Raw genomic sequence first — 17,506 nt, 5'->3', positions numbered from 1 at the left:
GGAGAAGGCCATGACCAAGACCCCGCATATTCCCGTCGTGATCGTTGGCGGCGGTCAGGCCGGCCTGTCGGTCAGCTATTGCCTCGGCCAGAAGGGCATCGACCACATCGTGTTCGAGCGGTACGGCAAGTTCCACTCCTGGCGGCAGAACCGCTGGGACACGTTCTGCCTTGTCACCCCCAACTGGCAATGCCGCCTGCCGGACTTTCCCTATGCCGGCGACGATCCTGACGGCTTCATGCTGAAGGATCAAATCACCGATTACCTCGACGCCTTCGCCGCCAGCTTCTCGCCCCCGCTGCATGAGAATGTGACCGTGACCCGCGTCGCCCCTGCGCCCGAAGGCGGCTATGAGGTTGAAACCTCGATCGGCAGCTGGACCTGCGATCAGGTGGTGATCGCGACGGGGGGCTATGACAATCCGATCATGCCGCCCTATGCCGCAGATCTGGACCCGGCGATTGCGCAGATCCATTCGGTTGATTACCGCCGCCCGAGCCAGATCCCCGAAGGCGCGACCCTCGTCATCGGCACCGGGCAATCCGGCGTGCAGATCATGGAGGATCTGGTCCGCGATGGCCGCAAGGTCCACCTCGCCGTCGGCCCCGCCCCGCGCAGCCCGCGCAAGTACCGGGGCCGCGATGCGACGGACTGGCTGTACGAGATGGGCCATTACGCCATCACCATCGACACCCACCCCGACCCGATCAAGGCGCTGTCCCAGACCAACCATTACATGTCAGGCCGCGATGGCGGCAAGGAAATCGACCTGCGCCGTTTCGTGGCAGAGGATGACATCTCGCTTTACGGCTCGGTCGCCGGCATGGCGGGCAGCACGATCCGCTTTCTGCCCGATCTGGCGAAGAACCTTGATGACGCCGACAAAAGCTATCTCGGCATCCGCAGCGTGATCGACGACTACATCGCCCGCGAAGGCATCGATGCGCCGGAAGAGCCGGCTTTCGTCAAGCTGTGGGAGCCCGCCGCGGAGGTGACCGAGATCGACACCGCAGCCCTTGGCATCACCAGCGTGATCTGGTCGATCGGCTTTCGGCCGGATTATTCCTGGATCCATGTCGATGTCTTCGACGAGCGCGGCAAGCCGAAGTTTCACCGCGGCGTGACCGAGGTGCCGGGCTTTCACTTCATCGGGCTTGGCTGGCTGAACACCTGGGGTTCGGGCCGTTTCCTCGGGATCGGCGAGGACAGCCGTTATCTCGCGGATGCCATCGCCGCCCAACTGGCCGAAGCGCCCGCGCTGAAGGCCGCCGAATGAGCGTGCTGGCCTTCCACCGCCCGTCCCAGCCGCGACCCCTCCCCGCCCTGACCGAGCGGGTTCGGCTGGGCATGATGCAACTGGGGCATCAGGGGGTGTCGGAACAATGGCTGCTGCGCTTTTGCGGCGACCAGCACTGGGCGCTTCTGGCCGGGGCGATGGGGCAGGACAGGGCGGTCTTTCAGGACGAGGCGGGCCGCCCGATCTATGCCGCCTTCTGCGCCACCGACCTGCGGCTAGGCCCGCCGCAGCCCGGCCTTCTGGGCGCGGATGCCATGCTCCACTCCCGCCTTTTTGCGGTGAGCGGCAGCCAGACCGGATCGATCCACCAGCTTGTTGCGGGGGGCACCCTTCTGGCCGAACTCTCGATGATCTCGACCTTCGTCGGCCATGATGCGACGCGGTCGAACCACCGCATCCTGCGCCGCCTGCCGCAGCACGAGGCGGCGCTGCCTCCGGCGCCCGCCGCCCTGACCGACCTTGCCGAAAGGTCGCGCCAGCGGGCCCGCGCCCTGCGGCAGGCGCCGCCGCTGAACGCCGCGCCCAGCATCACCCCCAATCCAGCGCTGGATTTCAACGCGGTCGGGCTGATGTATTTCCCCGCCTTCTCCCGCATCGCGGCCGAGGCAGAGTGGGCGCTGCACCGCAGCATGGCCGCGCTGGCCCGGCGCGAGGTGACCTATCTGGGCAACCTCAACGCCGGCGAGGCGCTGATGGTCGAAGCCGCGCCGGGCCGGGTGCAGATCGCCCGGCTGGATGGGCAGGTGATCTGCCATGCCCTCTGCGAACACCACGACGGCGCGCTGTCCTCTCAGCCGAGCAATGCCTGAAGCTCCGGCATCGCGCTGTTCAGCGCCGTGGCATAGCGGGCGATCCCGGTTTCGATCTGCGCCGCGGTGATCGACAGCGGCGGCGAGAAGGAGTTGACCGGCAGATAGGGCAAGCCGCGGGTCAGCACCCCCGCCGCCATCGCATGTTTGGCCACGATTCGGTGCGGCACGGTGCCGGCGGGGAAGGCGGCCTTGGTGGCCCGGTCGGCCACGAACTCGACCCCCGCCATCAGGCCGACGCCGCGAATGTCGCCGATGAACGGATGGTCCCCCAGCGCCTTGCGCAGCGCGCCCATCAGGACCGGCTCCAGCCGTGCGGCATTGGCCACCAGATCCTCGCGCTCCATCACATCGAGGTTCGCCATCGCGATGGCCGCCCCGACCGGATGGCCGGAATAGGTGAAACCATGCATGAAGGCCCCGGTCTGGGCCGAGGTCGCGCTCAGCACCTCATACACCCGGTTGGAGATGAGCGAGGCCGACATCGGGAAATAGGCGCTGGTCAGCCCCTTGGCGAGCGAGACGATATCCGGCCGGATGCCATAGGTGCCGCAGCCGAACCACTGGCCGGTGCGGCCAAAGCCAGTGATGACCTCATCCGCGATGAGCAGGATGTCGTGCCGGTCCAGCACCGCCTGAACCGCGGCGAAATAGCCTGCGGGCGGCAGGAAGACGCCGCCGGTGCCCATGACCGGCTCGGCGATGAAACCGCCGATGGTCTCGGCACCCTCGGCGGCAATCATCGCCTCCAGATCGGCGACCATGCGGGCGGTGAAGGCGGCCTCGCTTTCGCCCTTTTGGCCATAGGCGTAGTGATGCGGGCAGGAGGTGTGCAGCACGCCGGGCAGCGGCATGTCGAAAGCCTTGTGATAGGCGGCGATGCCGGTGAGGCTGCCGCTGGCCATGGTCACGCCATGATAGGCCCCGATCCGCGAGATGATCTTCTTCTTGGCAGGCTTGCCACGCAGGTTGTTGTAATAGCGCACCAATTTGTAGGCGGTGTCATTGGCGTCCGACCCCGAGTTTCCGAAGAACACCCGCGCCATGTCGGACCCCGGCACGGTATCGCGGAAGAGGGTCAGCAGCCGGTCGGCCAGCCGGACCGAGCTTTCAACCGAAGCGCCGCCGAAGAGATGCTGATAGCTTTGCGATTTCAGCGCCTGATAGCCGGCCTGGGCCAGCTCTTCGCGCCCATAGCCCACATTCACGCACCAGAGGCCCGCGCCAAGGTCGATCAGGGTCTGACCCTTGGCATTGGTCACCTCCACCCCCTGGGCGCTGGCATAGATCGCCGGGCCATTGGCCTGCAGATCGGCGATCGAGGAGGCCGGATGCAGCAGGCTCGCCTTGTCCATGTCGGCGACGGTGTAATTGGGTTGCAGGTCCATTTGGGCTCCTAAAGGGTCAGCCGGGCGCGCAGGGCTTCCACGGCGCAGGCGGGGGTGGTCAGGATCGGGCAGGCGAACAGCAGTTGCAGCAAAGGTGCGGCGCGGGCGAGCGAGAATTGGCCCAGGATGAGGGCATCAAGCCCGGCCAGATGCTTGCAGGCTTCGGCAACCAGGCGGTCATGGGTCGCGCCGTCGCCCGCCTTCAGCGCGGCTAGGGCACCCTCGGCCAATACCGGGGTGATGGTGATCTTGCGGCCCCGCGCCGCGGCCATCGCCTGCAACTCGGCAGTCAGGGCGGGCAGCGAGGGCGCGAAGGTCACGACCAGCCCCAGCCGGTCGCCAAGATCCAGCGCCTTGTCAAAGGCCGCTTCGTTCGGGCGCAGCACCGGGATGGTCTGGGCCTGCCGGACCGCCTCGATCGCCGGGCCGAAGGCGGAACAGGTGAAGAGGATCGCCTGCGCCTGCCCGCCCTTCCCGGTGACGCCGGCCATGTAAGCAGCCAGGGTCTGAAACCGCGCCATCATCGCGGCGTCCAACTCTCCCGCATCGGCGAGGTCGACGGCGAGCGAGGTGTCCAGCAGATCGAAGCACAGGGCCTCGGGCCAGACCTCGGCAAAGGCCTTGCGGATCGGCGCGATCGATTCCTCCAGCGCGTGGATCAGGGCGATGCGGGGGGTATCAGACATGCGCGCGGGCTTTCAGGGCGGCGATCAGACCGGCATCGCGCTGCGCCTCCAGGTCTGCGATGCTGCGGCCTGCTGCTTCTTCCGCGATACCCGCGACGAGTTGATCGCAAACCTCGGGCGTGAGCTCAGGACTGCCAAGGCTCTCCCAGCGGCGCTGCTGGCTGGGGCCCAGATGGGTCAGGTAATGCCCGATCCCGCCCGGCCCGCCGCCCAGGTGATAGGCCATATGCGCCCCCACCACCGACCAGCGCAGACCGGGGCCGTTGACCAGAGCCGCGTCAATCGCGCTGACATCGGCGATGCCCTCGGCCACCATATGCACCGCCTCGCGCCAGAGCGCCGAGGCGAGGCGGTTGGCGATATGCCCCGTCGCCTCTTTCTTCATCCGCACTGGAACCCGGCCAATGGCGCGGTAGATCGCCTCGGCCTGGTCCAGGATCGCGGGGTCCGTGCCGTAAAGCTCGACCAGGGGCACCAGATGCGGCGGGTTGAAAGGATGGGCGGTGATCAGGCGGGCGGGGTTTTCCATCTGCGGCGCCAGATCCGACCAGCGCAAAGCCGAGGTGGAGGAGGCGATGATCGCCTCCGCCGGGGCCAACGCCTCGACATCGGCATAAAGCGCCTGTTTCAGGGCGATGGATTCCGGCGCATTCTCCTGGATCAGCCCGGCGCCATCCACCGCCTCTGCCAGGGTCGCCGCCACCGTCAGCCGCCCTTTGGTCTTGTGCGGCTCCAGCGCCTCAAGCTGCGCCAGAGGGCGGTTGAGCCTTTCGGCAAAGCTGGCGCGGGCCGGCTCCATCGGGTCCCAGGCGGCGACGTCGAAGCCGAAATGCAAGAACAGCGCGGCCCAGCTTTCGCCGATCAGGCCGCAACCCAGAATGGCGATCCTCGGCCCTGCTGTCGCAACCCTGTCGTCCACAGCCGCCACCGGATTCCCCTGAATTGCTGATATTGCGATCGCAGTCTTACGCGGCGGCCTTGGCTGTGGCAATTCATTTCCACCAGCGACGCCCGGACCGCCGCATCGGCCCAGCGCAAATGCGGAAATTTCAGCGCAATGCTGCCGAGAAATTTGATCAAAATCCAAGAATCCCGGCCTCAGCCTCTTGAAAATGAGATCGCATTTTGTAATGTGGCGCCGCAATCACGACAGGGCACAGGACATGACCAGCACTCCTCCCGGCGGGGCGACATTGGCCGAGGCGCAGGCTTTTCTGGCCCGGCATCCGCAGGTCGAAGCCATCGACATCATCCTGACCGATTGCCACGGCATCGGGCGCGGCAAGTCGATCCGCCGGCACGAGCTGGAAAGCCTGTTCACCCAAGGCCGCGGCATTCCCGCCTCGATGTTCGCGCAGGATGTGGCGGGCGATGATGTGGAGGGGACCGGGCTGGTGCTCAACGACGGCGGCGGCGATCATCGCTGCTGGCCGCTGGCGGGGACGCTGGGTTTCATGCCCTCGACCGGGCGGGGGCAGGTGCTGATCAGCATGTACAACCCCGATGGCAGCGGCTTTGCCGCCGAGCCGCGCCATGCCCTGGTGGCGCAGGTGGAGCGCGCGCGGGCGCTGGGCTATGAACCGATGGGCGCGCTGGAGGTCGAGTTCTACCTCGTCGACCGCGAGCGTGACGCCAATGGCAGGATGCAGCCCGCCCGCTATCCCCTGACCGGGCGGCGCAGCCTGAACACCAACACCATGTCGGTGGACGAGCTGGACGAGATGTCGCCCTTCTTCGACGCGGTTTACGAAGGTGCCAAGACGCTCGACCTGCCCTTGGAGGCGCTGATCTCGGAATATTCGGTCGGGCAATACGAGCTGACCATCCGCTACCGCGACCTGATGCGGGCGGCGGATGATGTGGTGATCGCCAAGCGGCTGATCCGCTCGACCGCGCGCCGCTTCGGGATGGAGGCCTGTTTCATGGCCAAGCCCTTTGGCAACCAGGCCGGGTCGGGGATGCACCTGCATCTGTCTTTGGCCGATCAGGCGGGGGCGAACCTCTTTGCCGATCCCGCGCCGGATACCCTGTCGCCCCTGATGCTGCAGGCGATTGCCGGGGTGCGTGGGACGATTGGCGAGACGATGGCGGTTCTGGCGCCCTTCTACAATTCCTGGCGGCGCTTTGCCTCGGTCAATTACTCGCCCGGCAATGACACCTGGGGTTTTGAAAACCGCACCGTGGCCTTGCGGGTCCCTTCGGGCGCGGCCAAGGCGCGGCATTTCGAACATCGGGTGGGGGGTGTCGATGCCAACCCCTACCTGGTGGCGGCGGTCACCTTGGGCGGGGCGCTGGACGGGATCGAAGCCAAGGCCGACCCCGGCCCCGCCGTCATCGGCAATGCCTACGAGAATGCCGCCCCGAACACCCTGCCGCGCAGCTGGGTCGAGGCGATCGACCGGCTGGAACACTCGGCCTTCGCCCGCCGCATCCTGGGGCCGATGCTGCATCAGGGCTTCGTCGCGGTGAAACGGGCCGAGGTCGACCGGATGGCCCGCGAAGTCTCCGAGGCGGAATGGGCGCTTTACGGTTTCGCCGTCTAGGGCGCAAATTCGCCGTGCAGGGTCAGGAAGGCCATCCCGGCCAGAATGTCCTTCGCGATCGCCTCGGCCGCCGCCTGCCGGTCGCCGGTGGCGAGCGCCGCAATCGCCTGATCATGGAAATTCGCCGCACTCATCGTGGCCAGACCCTTGTTGAGGTGGCGCAGGAAGGGTCCGGCGCGCAGCCACATCAGCCGGATCATCGATTGCAGCGTCTGCGAGGTGGAATAGTTGTAAATGGTGAATTTGAGCCGCTGGTTGAAATCGAGGTAATCGTCGATCGCATTTTCCGCGATCGCACGTTCCAGCCCCGCCGCGCAGAGGTGCAGCTCCTGAAACCCGGCCTGATCGATGTTGCCACAGGCCTGCAGCGTGGCCTCGGCTTCCAGCATGGCGCGCAGGGTCATCACCTCGCGAAAGCCGCGCAGGCTGATCAGGGGGACGGAATAGGTGCCATTGGCATTCTGCACCAGCGCCCCTTCCGCCAGAAGCCGCCCCAGCGCTGCGCGCACCGGCATGTCGCTGGTGCCCAGTTGCGCGGCGAGTTTGCGGGAACTGACCTTCTGCCCGGGCGAAAAGCCGCCCCGCATCAGAACGTCGCGAATCTGGCTGTAGACGCTGTCCTGCATCGACGGGGCGGCAGCAGGCTCCACCCCGGGGCTGGCGGCAAGGCGGCTCATCTGGCTTGATCTTTCATCGCACATGTCCCGAAAAGCGCCTGGCGGCAGCGGGGGGAGCCTAGCGCGATCAGGGGCGGGGCTCAATCCGGATTGCCCATCTGCGATCGCGATTTTCTGCGCGGGCCAGGGCGGGAAGAGTTTCGCCGCGCCGCCATCCACGCTAGGATTGGACCCGCGCAGAATTGGAGTGCGGCTTTGGCGGATCTGTACGACTTCACCCTGAACGCGGTCTTTGCCGGCTATCTGCGCGGGGACGCGGCGCTTCTGGCGCAGGCGGAGGGTTTCGCGGGCCGGATCACCGTGGCGGGCGAGGGGTTGACCTTCACGCTGCCCGCCCTGTTCGACTTTGCCCGCAGCCTGCATGACAGCGCGGGCCTCGGCCTCCTTCCGAGCGCGCGCGCCGATTACCTGCGCTTTCGCGCCGAGCTTTATCGCAACCAGACCAACACCCGGCTGCGCGCCCTCGGTGGCCGCGTCGTGCTTGCCTTGGGCCATGAGGATCACGACCGAAGCCTCTACCGGCTGGAGCCGCTGAAGTCCGAGGCCTGACCGGCGCCGCCCGATCACCCCTCGTTCAGGGTCGCGGCGAGTTCGGCGATGTTGCGGACCTGCATCTTGGCCATGACGCGGCTGCGGTGCACCTCGACCGTGCGCATGGCGATGCCCAAGGTATCGCTGATCTGCTTGTTCAGAAGACCCTGCAGGATCAGGCGCATCACCTCCGCCTCGCGCGGGGAGAGGGAGGCAAGGCGCATCTCGACCTCCTGCCTTTGGCCGGATTTGCGCATCGTGTCGGCATGGGCCGCCATGGCGTTCAGGGCGACATCGACGATCTGGTTGTCGTTGAAGGGTTTTTCGATGAAGTCGAAAGCCCCGGCCTTCAGCGCCTGCACCGCCACCGGCACATCGGCATGGCCGGTCAGGAAGATCACCGGCGTCTTCGATCCCGCAGCGATCAGCCGGTCGAAGACCTCGGGCCCGGAAAGGCCGGCCATCCGCACATCGAGGATGAGGCAGGCGCAGTCGGCATGGGGGAAGGCGGCCAGAAACGCCTCGCCTGAGGGCCAGCCCTGCGCCGCGATCCCGCGTGAGGCGAAGAGAAAGCTCAAGGCGTCGCGGATCGTGTCTTCGTCATCGATGATATGGACGGTTCCGGTCATTCGGCAGCCCTTTCCACACGTGTCTGGCCCTCTGGCAGCACGACGCTGAACACGGTGCCGCCGGTCGGGCCATCGCGGTGGGTCAACTGCCCGCGATGCAGTTCGATGATCGAGCGGCAGATGTTCAACCCCATCCCCATGCCCTCGGCCTTGGAGGAGGTGAAGGCGTCGAACAGCCGGTCGCGGATGTCGGGGGCGATGCCGGGGCCCTGGTCCGCCACCTCGATCACCGCCTTGCCATCGGGGCGGGAGAACAGCCGCACGGTCAGCTGATCGCCACGCTGCGGGGCGGCGGTCATCGCCTCCATCCCGTTGCGGATCAGGTTGATCAGCACCTGTTCCAGAAGGATGCGGTCGGCCATGACCGGGGCGACCTCCTCCAGATCGGCCACCAGCTTCACCCGGTTCTCACGCGCGTCGGCGGCAAGGAAGCTGAGCGTTTCATGCACCACATCGGCCAGTTGCACGGTGGAAAACCGCGGCTCGCGCTTTTTGACGAAATCCTGGATGCCGCGGATGATCTGCCCGGCGCGGCGGGCCTGGATCTGCATCTTCTCGAAAGCCTGGCGCAGCAGCCCCATGTCGGGTCTTTCCTGCTGCATCAGGTTCATGCCCCCCGCGGCATAGCTGGCAATCGCCGACAGGGGCTGGTTCAGCTCATGCGCCAAGGTCGAGGCCATCTCGCCCAAGGTCACCAACCGCCCGGTGCGGGCGAGGCTTTCATCCTGCGCCCGGGCCAGACGTGCCGCCTTCTTCGTTTCGGTGATGTCGATGACCGAACCCATCCAGCCGCGATGCTTGCCCTGGGCGTCGATCAGGGGTGCCTCATAGACCTGCACATCGATATCGACGCCATCGCGGCTGCAAAACCGCGTCTCGAAGGCCTGCGGCTCGGCGCCACCGGCGTTGAGGGCGGCCTGCCGCGCCAGGGTTTCCTCCAGCCGGTCGGGCGCCCAATAGGGCATCGGCATCGGGCGGCCGATCAGGTCTTCGGCGGGCCAGCCGACGAGGTTGCAGAAGGCCTGGTTGACGTACAGGATCCGCCCGTCATGGTCCTTGGCGCGCAGGCCGACGGTGAGGCTGTCTTCCATGCTGCGGCGAAAGGCCATCTCGCCGCGCAGGCGCAGCTCGGCATGGCGGCGGCGACTGGCGTTGCGATACAAAGCCAGCAGCGCCATGATCGCGAAGGCGGCCAGCCCGCCGATGGTGGCGACAATCAGCGTATTGGCAAAGGCGGCGGGCGCGGCATAGGGCGCGATGCTGAGCACGCTGCCATGCAGCGGCGGATCGAAGCTTATGCTGTGGCCGGGCACGCCGGGGACCGGCGGGCGCTGGGCGCGTTCGGCCAGCACGCGGTCATCCTCCCCCATCAGGCGGACGGCATATTGTTCGGCGATCCACCAGGGGATGTGGCGTTCCAAGAGCAGCGGCAAAGAGATGGTCACCGCCACCAGCACGCCGTTTTCCTGTGGCCGGACCGCGAAGGTGACGTGATCCCCCGCGATCTTGCCATAGACCGGCCGGGTCGAGATCACGCCATTGGCCATCATCTGCGCCACCAGCTGCGGATCGGTCGGGGCCGAACGTCCGGGCACCGCATGGCTCATCTGCCCCGTGGCATCGAACCAGACCACCGAGACCACCTCGGGGTTGCCCGCGACATGCAGGCGGGCGCGGGTTTCGGACAGGTCGCGGGCGGTGCCGCCGATCTCGTCCAGCGCCATGCGGATCGCCATGTCCTCATCCACCGCCAGCTGAAAGCGCAGGGTCTGTTCGACCCAGAGCGCATCGGTCGCAAGCTTGGTCCGGGCGCGTTCGGCATCGGTGCGGTTGACCAGCCAGACCAGCGTGCCGACCAGCACCAGAAGCGCCACGATGGCCACCAGCGGGATCACCGACAGAAGGTCGATCCGCCGCGGCTGCGCCATGGCATTGACCGCCCAGGGGTCATCCCCCGGACGTTCCGCCCCCAAAGGCACGGGGCCCTGAACGCTGCTTGCGCCGGCGCTTTCGCCCGGCTCCCCCCTGGTCACGCGGCTGCCCCTCCTGACAGTGCGACGGGCATTTTGCGCCCCTTCCCCCCGAAAGCCTATTGCGGAAACCCACAATAGCGAAAGGGAAAGATTGCTGGCAATGAGAGAGGCAATCTGCCGGGAGGGCAGAGTTTGGAGGAGAACACCATGTTGACACGCCGCCTTTTGGGCCGCCTTGCCGCAGCCACCGCCCTGACCCTGACCTTCGCCGTGCCGGCCTTTGCCGAGCCGATCATCATCAAGTTCAGCCATGTCGTGGCCCCCGACACCCCCAAGGGCAAGGGCGCCGCCAAGTTCGCCGAACTGGCCGACCAATACACCAAGGGTGCGGTCAAGGTCGAAGTCTACCCCAACAGCCAGCTCTACAAGGACAAGGAAGAGCTGGAGGCGCTGCAGCTGGGCGCGGTCCAGATGCTTGCCCCCTCGCTGGCCAAGTTCGGCCCCCTTGGCGCGCAGGAGTTCGAGGTGTTCGACCTGCCCTACATGTTCTCGGGCTATGACGCGCTGCACAAGGTGACCCAGGGCCCGGTCGGCAAGGCGCTTCTGGCCAAGCTGGAAGACAAGGGCATCACCGGCCTCGCCTTCTGGGACAACGGTTTCAAGATCATGTCGGCCAACACGCCGATCAACACGCCCGATGATTTCCTCGGCCTGAAGATGCGCATCCAGTCTTCGAAGGTGCTGGAGGCCGAGATGAACGCGCTTGGCGCCGTGCCGCAGGTCATGGCCTTCTCCGAGGTCTATCAGGCGCTGCAGACCGGCGTGGTCGATGGCGCGGAAAACCCGCCCTCGAACATGTATACCCAGAAGATGAACGAGGTGCAGAAATACGCCACGATCTCGAACCACGGCTACCTGGGCTATGCGGTGATCGTGAACAAGAAGTTCTGGGATGGCCTGACCCCGGAAATCCGCACCGAGTTGCAGCAGGCGATGGATGAGGCGACCGTCTATGCCAATGGCATCGCCAAGGAAGAGAACGACAAGGCCCTGGCCGCGATGAAGGCCGCCGGCACGACCGAGTTCCATGACCTGACGCCGGAAGAGCTGGCCAAGTGGAAAGAGGCGCTTGCCCCGGTGGCCGACGAGATGGCCGGCCGGATCGGTGCCGACACGATTGCCGCCGTCAAGGCGGCCGCGGGCGAATAAGCCCACCCGGGGCGCCCTGGCGGTCCGCGCCGGGGCTGCCCCACCCCATCCCCCATATTCGCCACGAGGTGTGCCATGTTGCGCTTGCTCGACCGGCTGGAAGAAGTGCTGATCGCCTCGCTGATTGCGGTGGCGACGCTTCTGATATTCCTGTCCGTCACCCATCGTTACTCTCTGGGCCTGCTGGCCGACCTGGTTGGCTTCACCAAAAGCCACGGTTGGCTTGGCCTGTCGGCCGGGTTCAAATCAGCCTATTTCGGCCTGCGCTCGGTCAGCCTGGTCTGGGCGCAGGAGCTGACCATCGTCCTTTTCGTCTGGATGGCCAAGTTCGGCGCGGCTTACGGGGTGCGCACCGGCATCCACGTCGGCATCGACGTGGTGATCAACCGGCTGGAGCCGCGCTATCGGGCGGCTTTCGTGATGTTCGGCCTGCTCGCCGGGGTCACCTTCACCGGCATCATCGCCACGCTGGGCGCCAATTTCGTCTGGGACATGTACCACGGCTCCGCCATCTCGCCCGATCTGGAGGTGCCGATGTGGATCATCTACCTCGCGATCCCGCTCGGCTCCTCGCTGATGTGTTTCCGCTTCATCCAGGTGGCGGTGGCCTTCGCCCGCACCGGAGAGTTGCCGCACCACGACCACGGCCATGTCGATGGGCTGGACGAGGTGGGCGAAGCGATCACCGACAGCGACCTGACCCCGCATACAACCGGAAAGGACCGCTGAGATGGACGCTTTGCTGATTTTTGGCGGACTGATTGCCCTGATGCTGACCGGCATGCCGATCTCCATCGCGCTGGGTCTGACGGTTCTGGTCTTCCTCTTCACCATGACGACGGTGCCGATCGACACCGTGGCGCTGAAGCTCTTCACCGGCATCGAGAAGTTCGAGATCATGGCGATCCCCTTCTTCATCCTCGCCGGCAATTTCCTGACCCATGGCGGTGTCGCCAAGCGGATGATCAACTTTGCCACGGCGATGGTCGGCCATTGGCATGGCGGGCTGGGTCTGGCCGGGGTCATCGCCTGCGCCCTCTTCGCCGCCGTGTCGGGGTCTTCGCCCGCGACGGTCGTCGCCATCGGCTCGGTCATCCTGCCCGCCATGGTGGCACAGGGCTTCCCCAAGCAGTTCGGCGCGGGCGTCATCACCACCTCGGGCGCCTTGGGCATTCTGATCCCGCCGTCGATCGTGATGGTGATGTATGCGGTGGCGACCTCGGGCATGCAGGTCACCGGGCCGGACGGGCAGATGGTCGATTCCGCCTCGGTGGGCGAGTTGTTCATGGCGGGCGTGATCCCGGGCCTCTTGCTCGCGGGATTCCTCGCCTTCACCACCTGGAACCGGGCGCGCAAATTTGGCTTCCCGCGTCTGCCGAAAGCGAACTTCGCCCAACGCTGGAAAGCCTTCCGCGAGGCGATCTGGGGCCTGTTGCTGATCGTCGTGGTGATCGGCGGCATATACACCGGCATCTTCACCCCGACCGAAGCCGCCGCGATGAGCGCCGTCTATGCCTTCGTCATCGCCGTCTTCGTCTACAAGGATCTGAAACTGTCGGACGTGCGCCGGGTCTTGCTGCAATCGGCCAACATGTCGGCGATGCTGCTGTACATCATCACCAATGCGATGCTGTTCAGCTTCCTGATGGCGCATGAGAACATCCCGCAGGCCCTGGGCGAGTGGATGGTCAATGCGGGCCTCTCGTGGTGGATGTTCCTGATCGCGGTCAACATCATCCTCTTGGTCGCCGGCAACTTCATGGAGCCCTCCTCCATCGTGCTGATCATGGCGCCGATCCTGTTTCCGGTGGCGGTCAAACTTGGCATCGACCCGGTCCATTTCGGCATCATGATCGTGGTCAACATGGAGGTCGGCATGTGCCACCCGCCGGTCGGCCTGAACCTCTACGTTGCCTCCGGCATCACCAAGATGGGGATCACCGAGCTGACCGTGGCGGTCTGGCCCTGGCTTCTGAGCATGCTGATCTTCCTGGTGCTGATCACCTATGTGCCGGCGATCTCGCTCTTCCTGCCGCATCTTCTGGGCATGCACTGAGGCGGAAGGCCAAGAACAAAGGGGGGCGCGGCTGCGATGCCGCGCCCCTAGTCATGCCGGGCGGTGCCTTGCCAGCAGATCGCGCAGCAGGATCGCGCTTTGCGCCGCGCCATCGGTGCGGATCTGCAAGGCCTGCGGCGACAGCGGGCGGGCGATCTCTGTCCGGATCGCGGCGGCGAGGCTGGCGCCGGTCAGATCGGCCTCGGTCAGGGTCCGGGTGCGGCCGATCGCCGCCAGTTTTTCGGCGCGGTCGCTCTGTTCGGTTTCGCCATCGGCGGCATAGGGCACCAGAAGCGCATGGCAGCCCGCCATCAGGATATCGGCCACCGTATTGTAGCCGGCCTGCGAGACGGAAAGCCGCGCCCCCCGCATCAGGCTCGCCAGATCGCGGCGAAACCGGGTGAGGGTGACATTGGCCGGAAGATCCGCCGCCATCGCATCGTAATCGGCCTGCGGCAGGTTCGGCCCGGTGATGACGCACCAGCGCGGCAGATCGGGCAAAAGCCGCGCCGCCGCCACCGCCGCCGTGATCAACCCGCGCCCGGCTGCGCCACCGCCCGCAGACACCAGCACGTCGAAGGTTTCCGAAGGTTCGGGCGGCGCGGGCGGGCAGACGAGGCCGCTGTAGCTGACCTTGTCGGCGATCTGGTCGGCCAGCGCGAAACTGTCGCCCAGGGCTGCGAAAGACGGGTCACCATGCACCAGAACCCGGTCAAAGGCGCGGCGGACCAGCGCCACCGTCTCCTCATCCCGGCCCGGCTTGCTGCGCCGTTGCAGGATGTCGCGGACGGAGGAGACGAGCAGCGGCCGTGGCGTGGTGGCCGCAATGGCCTCGATCAACGGCAGCAGTTCGAAGCGCACCTGCCTGCGGCCGAAGGGGAAGGCCTCCAGCATCACGATATCGGGCCGGGCCGCGTGATATTCCTGCAAAAGCCTGTCCCGGCGGGCCTCCAGATAGGCCGTATCGGCGGGGGCGCCGGTATCGGTCACAAGCCCCGCAAAGGCGCCATCGGCCACGGCAATCGGCGGCAGGGCGATATGCGGGATGCCGGCAGAGGGGAAGCCCGGCACCGGCAGCCCGCCGGTCACGAGGGTCACGGTGAAGCCCTCGGCGATCAGGGCCTGGGCCACGCGGCTGGCGCGGGCCAGGTGGCCGATGCCCAGAAGGTGCTGGACATAGAAGAAGACCGAAGGTGCCGTCATGGCTTCACGCCCTCCAAGGCGAAAAGATCGACCAGTTGGGCGATGCTGTGGTGATAATCCATCGTGCCGCGCACCCGCGCCGCCGCCGCCGCGCCATAAGTGTGGCGCAGGGCGGGGGAGGTGATCGCCTCGGCCAGGGCTGCGGCAAAGGCCTGCGGGTCGTCGGGCGGGGTCAGCCAGCCGTTCTCGCCCGCGGTGAAGAGTTCGGGAATGCCCGAAATCGCGGTGCTGAGGCAGGCGAGGCCCTGGCTCGCCGCCTCGACCAACACATTGGGCAGCCCGTCGCGGTCGCCATCCTCGGTGATCCGGCAGGCCAGCGCGAAAAGGTCGGACTGGCGATAGGCCGCCAGCACCTCGGATTGTTCGACGGCGCCCTGCCATGCGGTGCGCTCGGCAATGCCCAGATCGGCGGCCAGCCGTTGCAGGGCCTCACGCTCCGCGCCGCCGCCCAGATGGGTGAAGCGCCAGTGCAGCCCCTCGGGCAGCAGGGCCAGCGCCCTCAACAGAACGTCATAGCCCTTCTTCGGCACCGCCCGCCCGACGCTGACGATCCGCACCGGATGGGCCGGGTCGGAGCCATCGCGGGCAGGCCGCGTATCGGTGAAGGGGGGGAAGCGTTCGAGGTTCAGGCCGTGATAGCTCAGATGGACGCGGGCCGGGTCCGCTGCCAGCGTTTGCAGATGGTCATGGCCCGAGGCGGTGCAGGTCACGGCCCAGCGGGCGCGGGCGAGCTTGCCCGCAAGCTCCCAATCGGGCGAGGTCCAGATATCCTTGGCATGGGCCGAGACGGTCCAACCCATCCCCATGATCCGCGCGGCATAATCGGCGACCGAGGCGGGGGTGTGGATGAAATGCGCATGCAGCCAGATGCCACCCGCCGGCCATTCGCCGACCAGCACCGCGGCCTGACCAAAGCGGCGCAGACGGTTGGGGCTGGGGTCGCGCAGAAGGTCACCCAGAAAACCGCGCAGCGTGGGCCAGAAGCCTGGGCGCCGCAGCGCCGCCCAAAGCCCGCGCAGCACGCGCAACGGCTCCTGATACAGGTATTCCGGCAGATAGAGGAGATCGGCCGCGATCTCGTCATTGACCGCATGGCGCTTCTTGTCGGTCGGGTGCCGCAAGGAGACGATGACCAGTTCCAGCCCCGCCAGTTCCAGCCCGCGCAATTCCTGCGCGATGAAGGTTTCCGACAGCCGGGGATAGCCCTTGACCACGACGACCAGCCGGGGCCGAGGTTCGGTGGCCGAGGTCACTTCACCAACCGCAGATGTCCCAGCCTTTCGGCCCGGGCGCGCAGATCCTCGCCCACCAGCCGCGAGATATTGGTCAGGCCCTCCAGCTGCAGCCCGGGGGCGGCATCCGAGGGGCGCTTGCGCCGCGGCAGGGCGCGCAGGGCGGCGGCCATGCGGGCGGGGTTGGCGGCCTCTTCCGGCAGAAGCATCTCGATCATGCCCAGTTCGGCGGCGCGGGTGGCGCGCAGAAGCTGCTCCTCGCGCGGCATGGTGCGCGGCACGATCAAGGCGGGTTTGTCAAAGGACAGGATCTCGCAATAGGTGTTATAGCCCCCCATCGCCACCACCCCGGCCGAGCCTGCGATCAGTTCTTCCATGCGGGTGTCAAACTCGATCACCTCGACCTGCGGGATCCCCTCGCCCTTGCGCAGGAATTCGGCCCGTTGTTCGGCGGGCATATAGGGGCCCAGCACGACGAGGGATTTCTGTTCCAGCGCGGGGTCGTGCTGATAGGCGTTCAGCACGTCGTCGATCAGTTCCGCCCCATCGCCGCCGCCGCCGGTGGTGACCAGGAGGTAATCGCTGTCGCGGCGCTGGGTCGAAAGCTTTTCCTGCGCCGAGCGGCGTTGCAGGAAGCCCACGAATTCCATCCGGTCGCGCACCGTCTGCGGCACGTCCAGCCCGGAGAGCGGGTCGTAGAAATCGGGCGGACCATAGACCCAGATATGGTCATAAGTCTTGTCGATCTTGTTCATCACATCGTTGCGCTTCCATTCCGCATCCAGAAGCCGCGGCGCATCCATCACCTCGCGCAGGCCGAGGACCAGCGTGGTGCCCCGGCCTTTCAGGAAGGCCAAGGTCTCCTCGATCTCGCCGCGCAGGCCCATCGGCTCCTTGTCGACGATGAAGATATCGGGCTCGAAGGTTTCGGCGGTGTGGCGGATGATCGAGCGGCGCATCTTGATCGTGTCCTGCACGTCGATGTGTTCGGACAGCGAGGTATATTCGCCATTGCGCAGCTTGATCACGCTGGGGATCTTCACGAAATCGACCCGGGCGCGGTAATCGAAGGCCCCGGCGATCTGCGAGCCGGAAATGATCAGCACCATCAGCCCGCTGTATTCCTGCACCAGCGCATGGGCGATGGTCCGGCAGCGCCGCAGATGCCCCAGCCCGAAGGTATCGTGGCTGTACATCAGGATCCGTGCGTTATCCAACGGGTGCTTCATTCACTCTTCCTCGGTCCGGACGGCTGAAGGTCGCCAGCCATTAA

Annotated in this window: 16 protein-coding genes; 7 read left to right on the top strand and 9 right to left on the bottom strand. The window is 66.3% G+C overall.

Annotated features, from left to right (window positions below; translation table 11 throughout):
* Positions 1 to 10 precede the first annotated feature (10 nt).
* Together AC1DZT_RS06485 and AC1DZT_RS06480 are read left to right on the top strand one after the other, a co-directional pair.
* The gene (locus AC1DZT_RS06485; protein WP_478005795.1) at positions 11 to 1,276 is read left to right on the top strand and encodes an MSMEG_0569 family flavin-dependent oxidoreductase; all 1,266 of its coding nucleotides are present in this window, start codon (positions 11 to 13) and stop codon (positions 1,274 to 1,276) included.
* A complete protein-coding gene (locus tag AC1DZT_RS06480) occupies positions 1,273 to 2,106 on the top strand; it encodes a Pnap_2097 family protein (protein WP_478005794.1) in 834 nt (277 codons plus the stop codon). The genes AC1DZT_RS06485 and AC1DZT_RS06480 overlap by 4 nt, the downstream gene beginning before the upstream one ends.
* Here AC1DZT_RS06480 and AC1DZT_RS06475 read toward each other — a convergent pair.
* From AC1DZT_RS06475 to AC1DZT_RS06465, 3 genes are read right to left on the bottom strand one after another with little or no spacing between them, the layout of a single operon-like run.
* Positions 2,088 to 3,494 (bottom strand): aminotransferase, encoded by a 1,407-nt coding sequence (locus AC1DZT_RS06475; RefSeq protein ID WP_478005793.1) that lies wholly within the window; start codon positions 3,492 to 3,494, stop codon positions 2,088 to 2,090. The two genes, AC1DZT_RS06480 and AC1DZT_RS06475, sit on opposite strands and share 19 nt — an antisense overlap.
* An 8-nt stretch (positions 3,495 to 3,502) precedes the next feature.
* Positions 3,503 to 4,180: an aspartate/glutamate racemase family protein gene (locus AC1DZT_RS06470; protein WP_478005792.1), complete on the bottom strand. Its 678-nt coding sequence runs from the start codon at positions 4,178 to 4,180 to the stop codon at positions 3,503 to 3,505.
* On the bottom strand, positions 4,173 to 5,108 hold the full coding sequence (locus AC1DZT_RS06465; protein ID WP_478005791.1) for a 3-hydroxyacyl-CoA dehydrogenase NAD-binding domain-containing protein: 936 nt from the start codon (positions 5,106 to 5,108) through the stop codon (positions 4,173 to 4,175). The genes AC1DZT_RS06470 and AC1DZT_RS06465 overlap by 8 nt, the downstream gene beginning before the upstream one ends.
* Before the next feature lie 235 nt (positions 5,109 to 5,343).
* Here AC1DZT_RS06465 and AC1DZT_RS06460 point away from each other — a divergent pair, with 235 nt between their 5' ends.
* Positions 5,344 to 6,723, top strand: a complete 1,380-nt coding sequence (locus tag AC1DZT_RS06460) for a glutamine synthetase family protein (protein ID WP_478005790.1) — start codon at positions 5,344 to 5,346, stop codon at positions 6,721 to 6,723.
* Here AC1DZT_RS06460 and AC1DZT_RS06455 read toward each other — a convergent pair.
* A complete protein-coding gene (locus AC1DZT_RS06455) occupies positions 6,720 to 7,400 on the bottom strand; it encodes a GntR family transcriptional regulator (protein WP_478005789.1) in 681 nt (226 codons plus the stop codon). The genes AC1DZT_RS06460 and AC1DZT_RS06455 overlap by 4 nt on opposite strands.
* Before the next feature lie 195 nt (positions 7,401 to 7,595).
* On the opposite strand from AC1DZT_RS06455, the gene AC1DZT_RS06450 reads away from it, so the two are divergent.
* Entirely contained in the window at positions 7,596 to 7,949 is a 354-nt protein-coding gene (locus tag AC1DZT_RS06450; protein ID WP_478005788.1) for a hypothetical protein, read from the top strand.
* 14 nt (positions 7,950 to 7,963) lie between these two features.
* Here the strand turns inward: AC1DZT_RS06450 and AC1DZT_RS06445 are convergent, their stop codons facing one another.
* Together AC1DZT_RS06445 and AC1DZT_RS06440 are read right to left on the bottom strand one after the other, a co-directional pair.
* Complete coding sequence (locus AC1DZT_RS06445) at positions 7,964 to 8,560, bottom strand: response regulator transcription factor (protein WP_478005787.1); 597 nt, start codon at positions 8,558 to 8,560, stop codon at positions 7,964 to 7,966.
* Positions 8,557 to 10,593 (bottom strand): two-component system sensor histidine kinase NtrB, encoded by a 2,037-nt coding sequence (locus AC1DZT_RS06440; protein ID WP_478005786.1) that lies wholly within the window; start codon positions 10,591 to 10,593, stop codon positions 8,557 to 8,559. The genes AC1DZT_RS06445 and AC1DZT_RS06440 overlap by 4 nt, the downstream gene beginning before the upstream one ends.
* A 147-nt stretch (positions 10,594 to 10,740) precedes the next feature.
* On the opposite strand from AC1DZT_RS06440, the gene AC1DZT_RS06435 reads away from it, so the two are divergent.
* The 3 genes from AC1DZT_RS06435 to AC1DZT_RS06425 all read left to right on the top strand — a co-directional run bounded on the left by AC1DZT_RS06435 (position 10,741) and on the right by AC1DZT_RS06425 (position 13,798).
* The gene (locus AC1DZT_RS06435) at positions 10,741 to 11,742 is read left to right on the top strand and encodes a TRAP transporter substrate-binding protein (protein ID WP_478005785.1); all 1,002 of its coding nucleotides are present in this window, start codon (positions 10,741 to 10,743) and stop codon (positions 11,740 to 11,742) included.
* A 75-nt stretch (positions 11,743 to 11,817) separates the two neighbouring features.
* Positions 11,818 to 12,471 carry a TRAP transporter small permease gene (locus AC1DZT_RS06430; RefSeq protein ID WP_478005784.1) on the top strand — a complete coding sequence of 218 codons (654 nt, stop codon included), beginning with the start codon at positions 11,818 to 11,820 and terminating at the stop codon, positions 12,469 to 12,471.
* A 1-nt stretch (position 12,472) separates the two neighbouring features.
* A complete protein-coding gene (locus tag AC1DZT_RS06425; protein ID WP_478005783.1) occupies positions 12,473 to 13,798 on the top strand; it encodes a TRAP transporter large permease in 1,326 nt (441 codons plus the stop codon).
* A gap of 51 nt (positions 13,799 to 13,849) precedes the next feature.
* Here the strand turns inward: AC1DZT_RS06425 and AC1DZT_RS06420 are convergent, their stop codons facing one another.
* From AC1DZT_RS06420 to AC1DZT_RS06410, 3 genes are read right to left on the bottom strand one after another with little or no spacing between them, the layout of a single operon-like run.
* Positions 13,850 to 15,001, bottom strand: coding sequence for a glycosyltransferase family protein (locus AC1DZT_RS06420; protein WP_478005782.1), 1,152 nt, complete (start codon positions 14,999 to 15,001; stop codon positions 13,850 to 13,852).
* Positions 14,998 to 16,254 carry a glycosyltransferase gene (locus AC1DZT_RS06415; protein ID WP_478005781.1) on the bottom strand — a complete coding sequence of 419 codons (1,257 nt, stop codon included), beginning with the start codon at positions 16,252 to 16,254 and terminating at the stop codon, positions 14,998 to 15,000. Before AC1DZT_RS06415 ends, AC1DZT_RS06420 begins: the two co-directional genes overlap by 4 nt.
* Complete coding sequence (locus AC1DZT_RS06410) at positions 16,251 to 17,462, bottom strand: glycosyltransferase family protein (RefSeq protein WP_478005780.1); 1,212 nt, start codon at positions 17,460 to 17,462, stop codon at positions 16,251 to 16,253. The genes AC1DZT_RS06415 and AC1DZT_RS06410 overlap by 4 nt, the downstream gene beginning before the upstream one ends.
* Positions 17,463 to 17,506: the final 44 nt, after the last annotated feature.

Source organism: Rhodobacter sp. P1_C2, from assembly GCF_056406375.1.
Note: the sequence above shows the minus strand (reverse complement) of the source record. Positions and strands in the feature narration are given on the sequence as shown.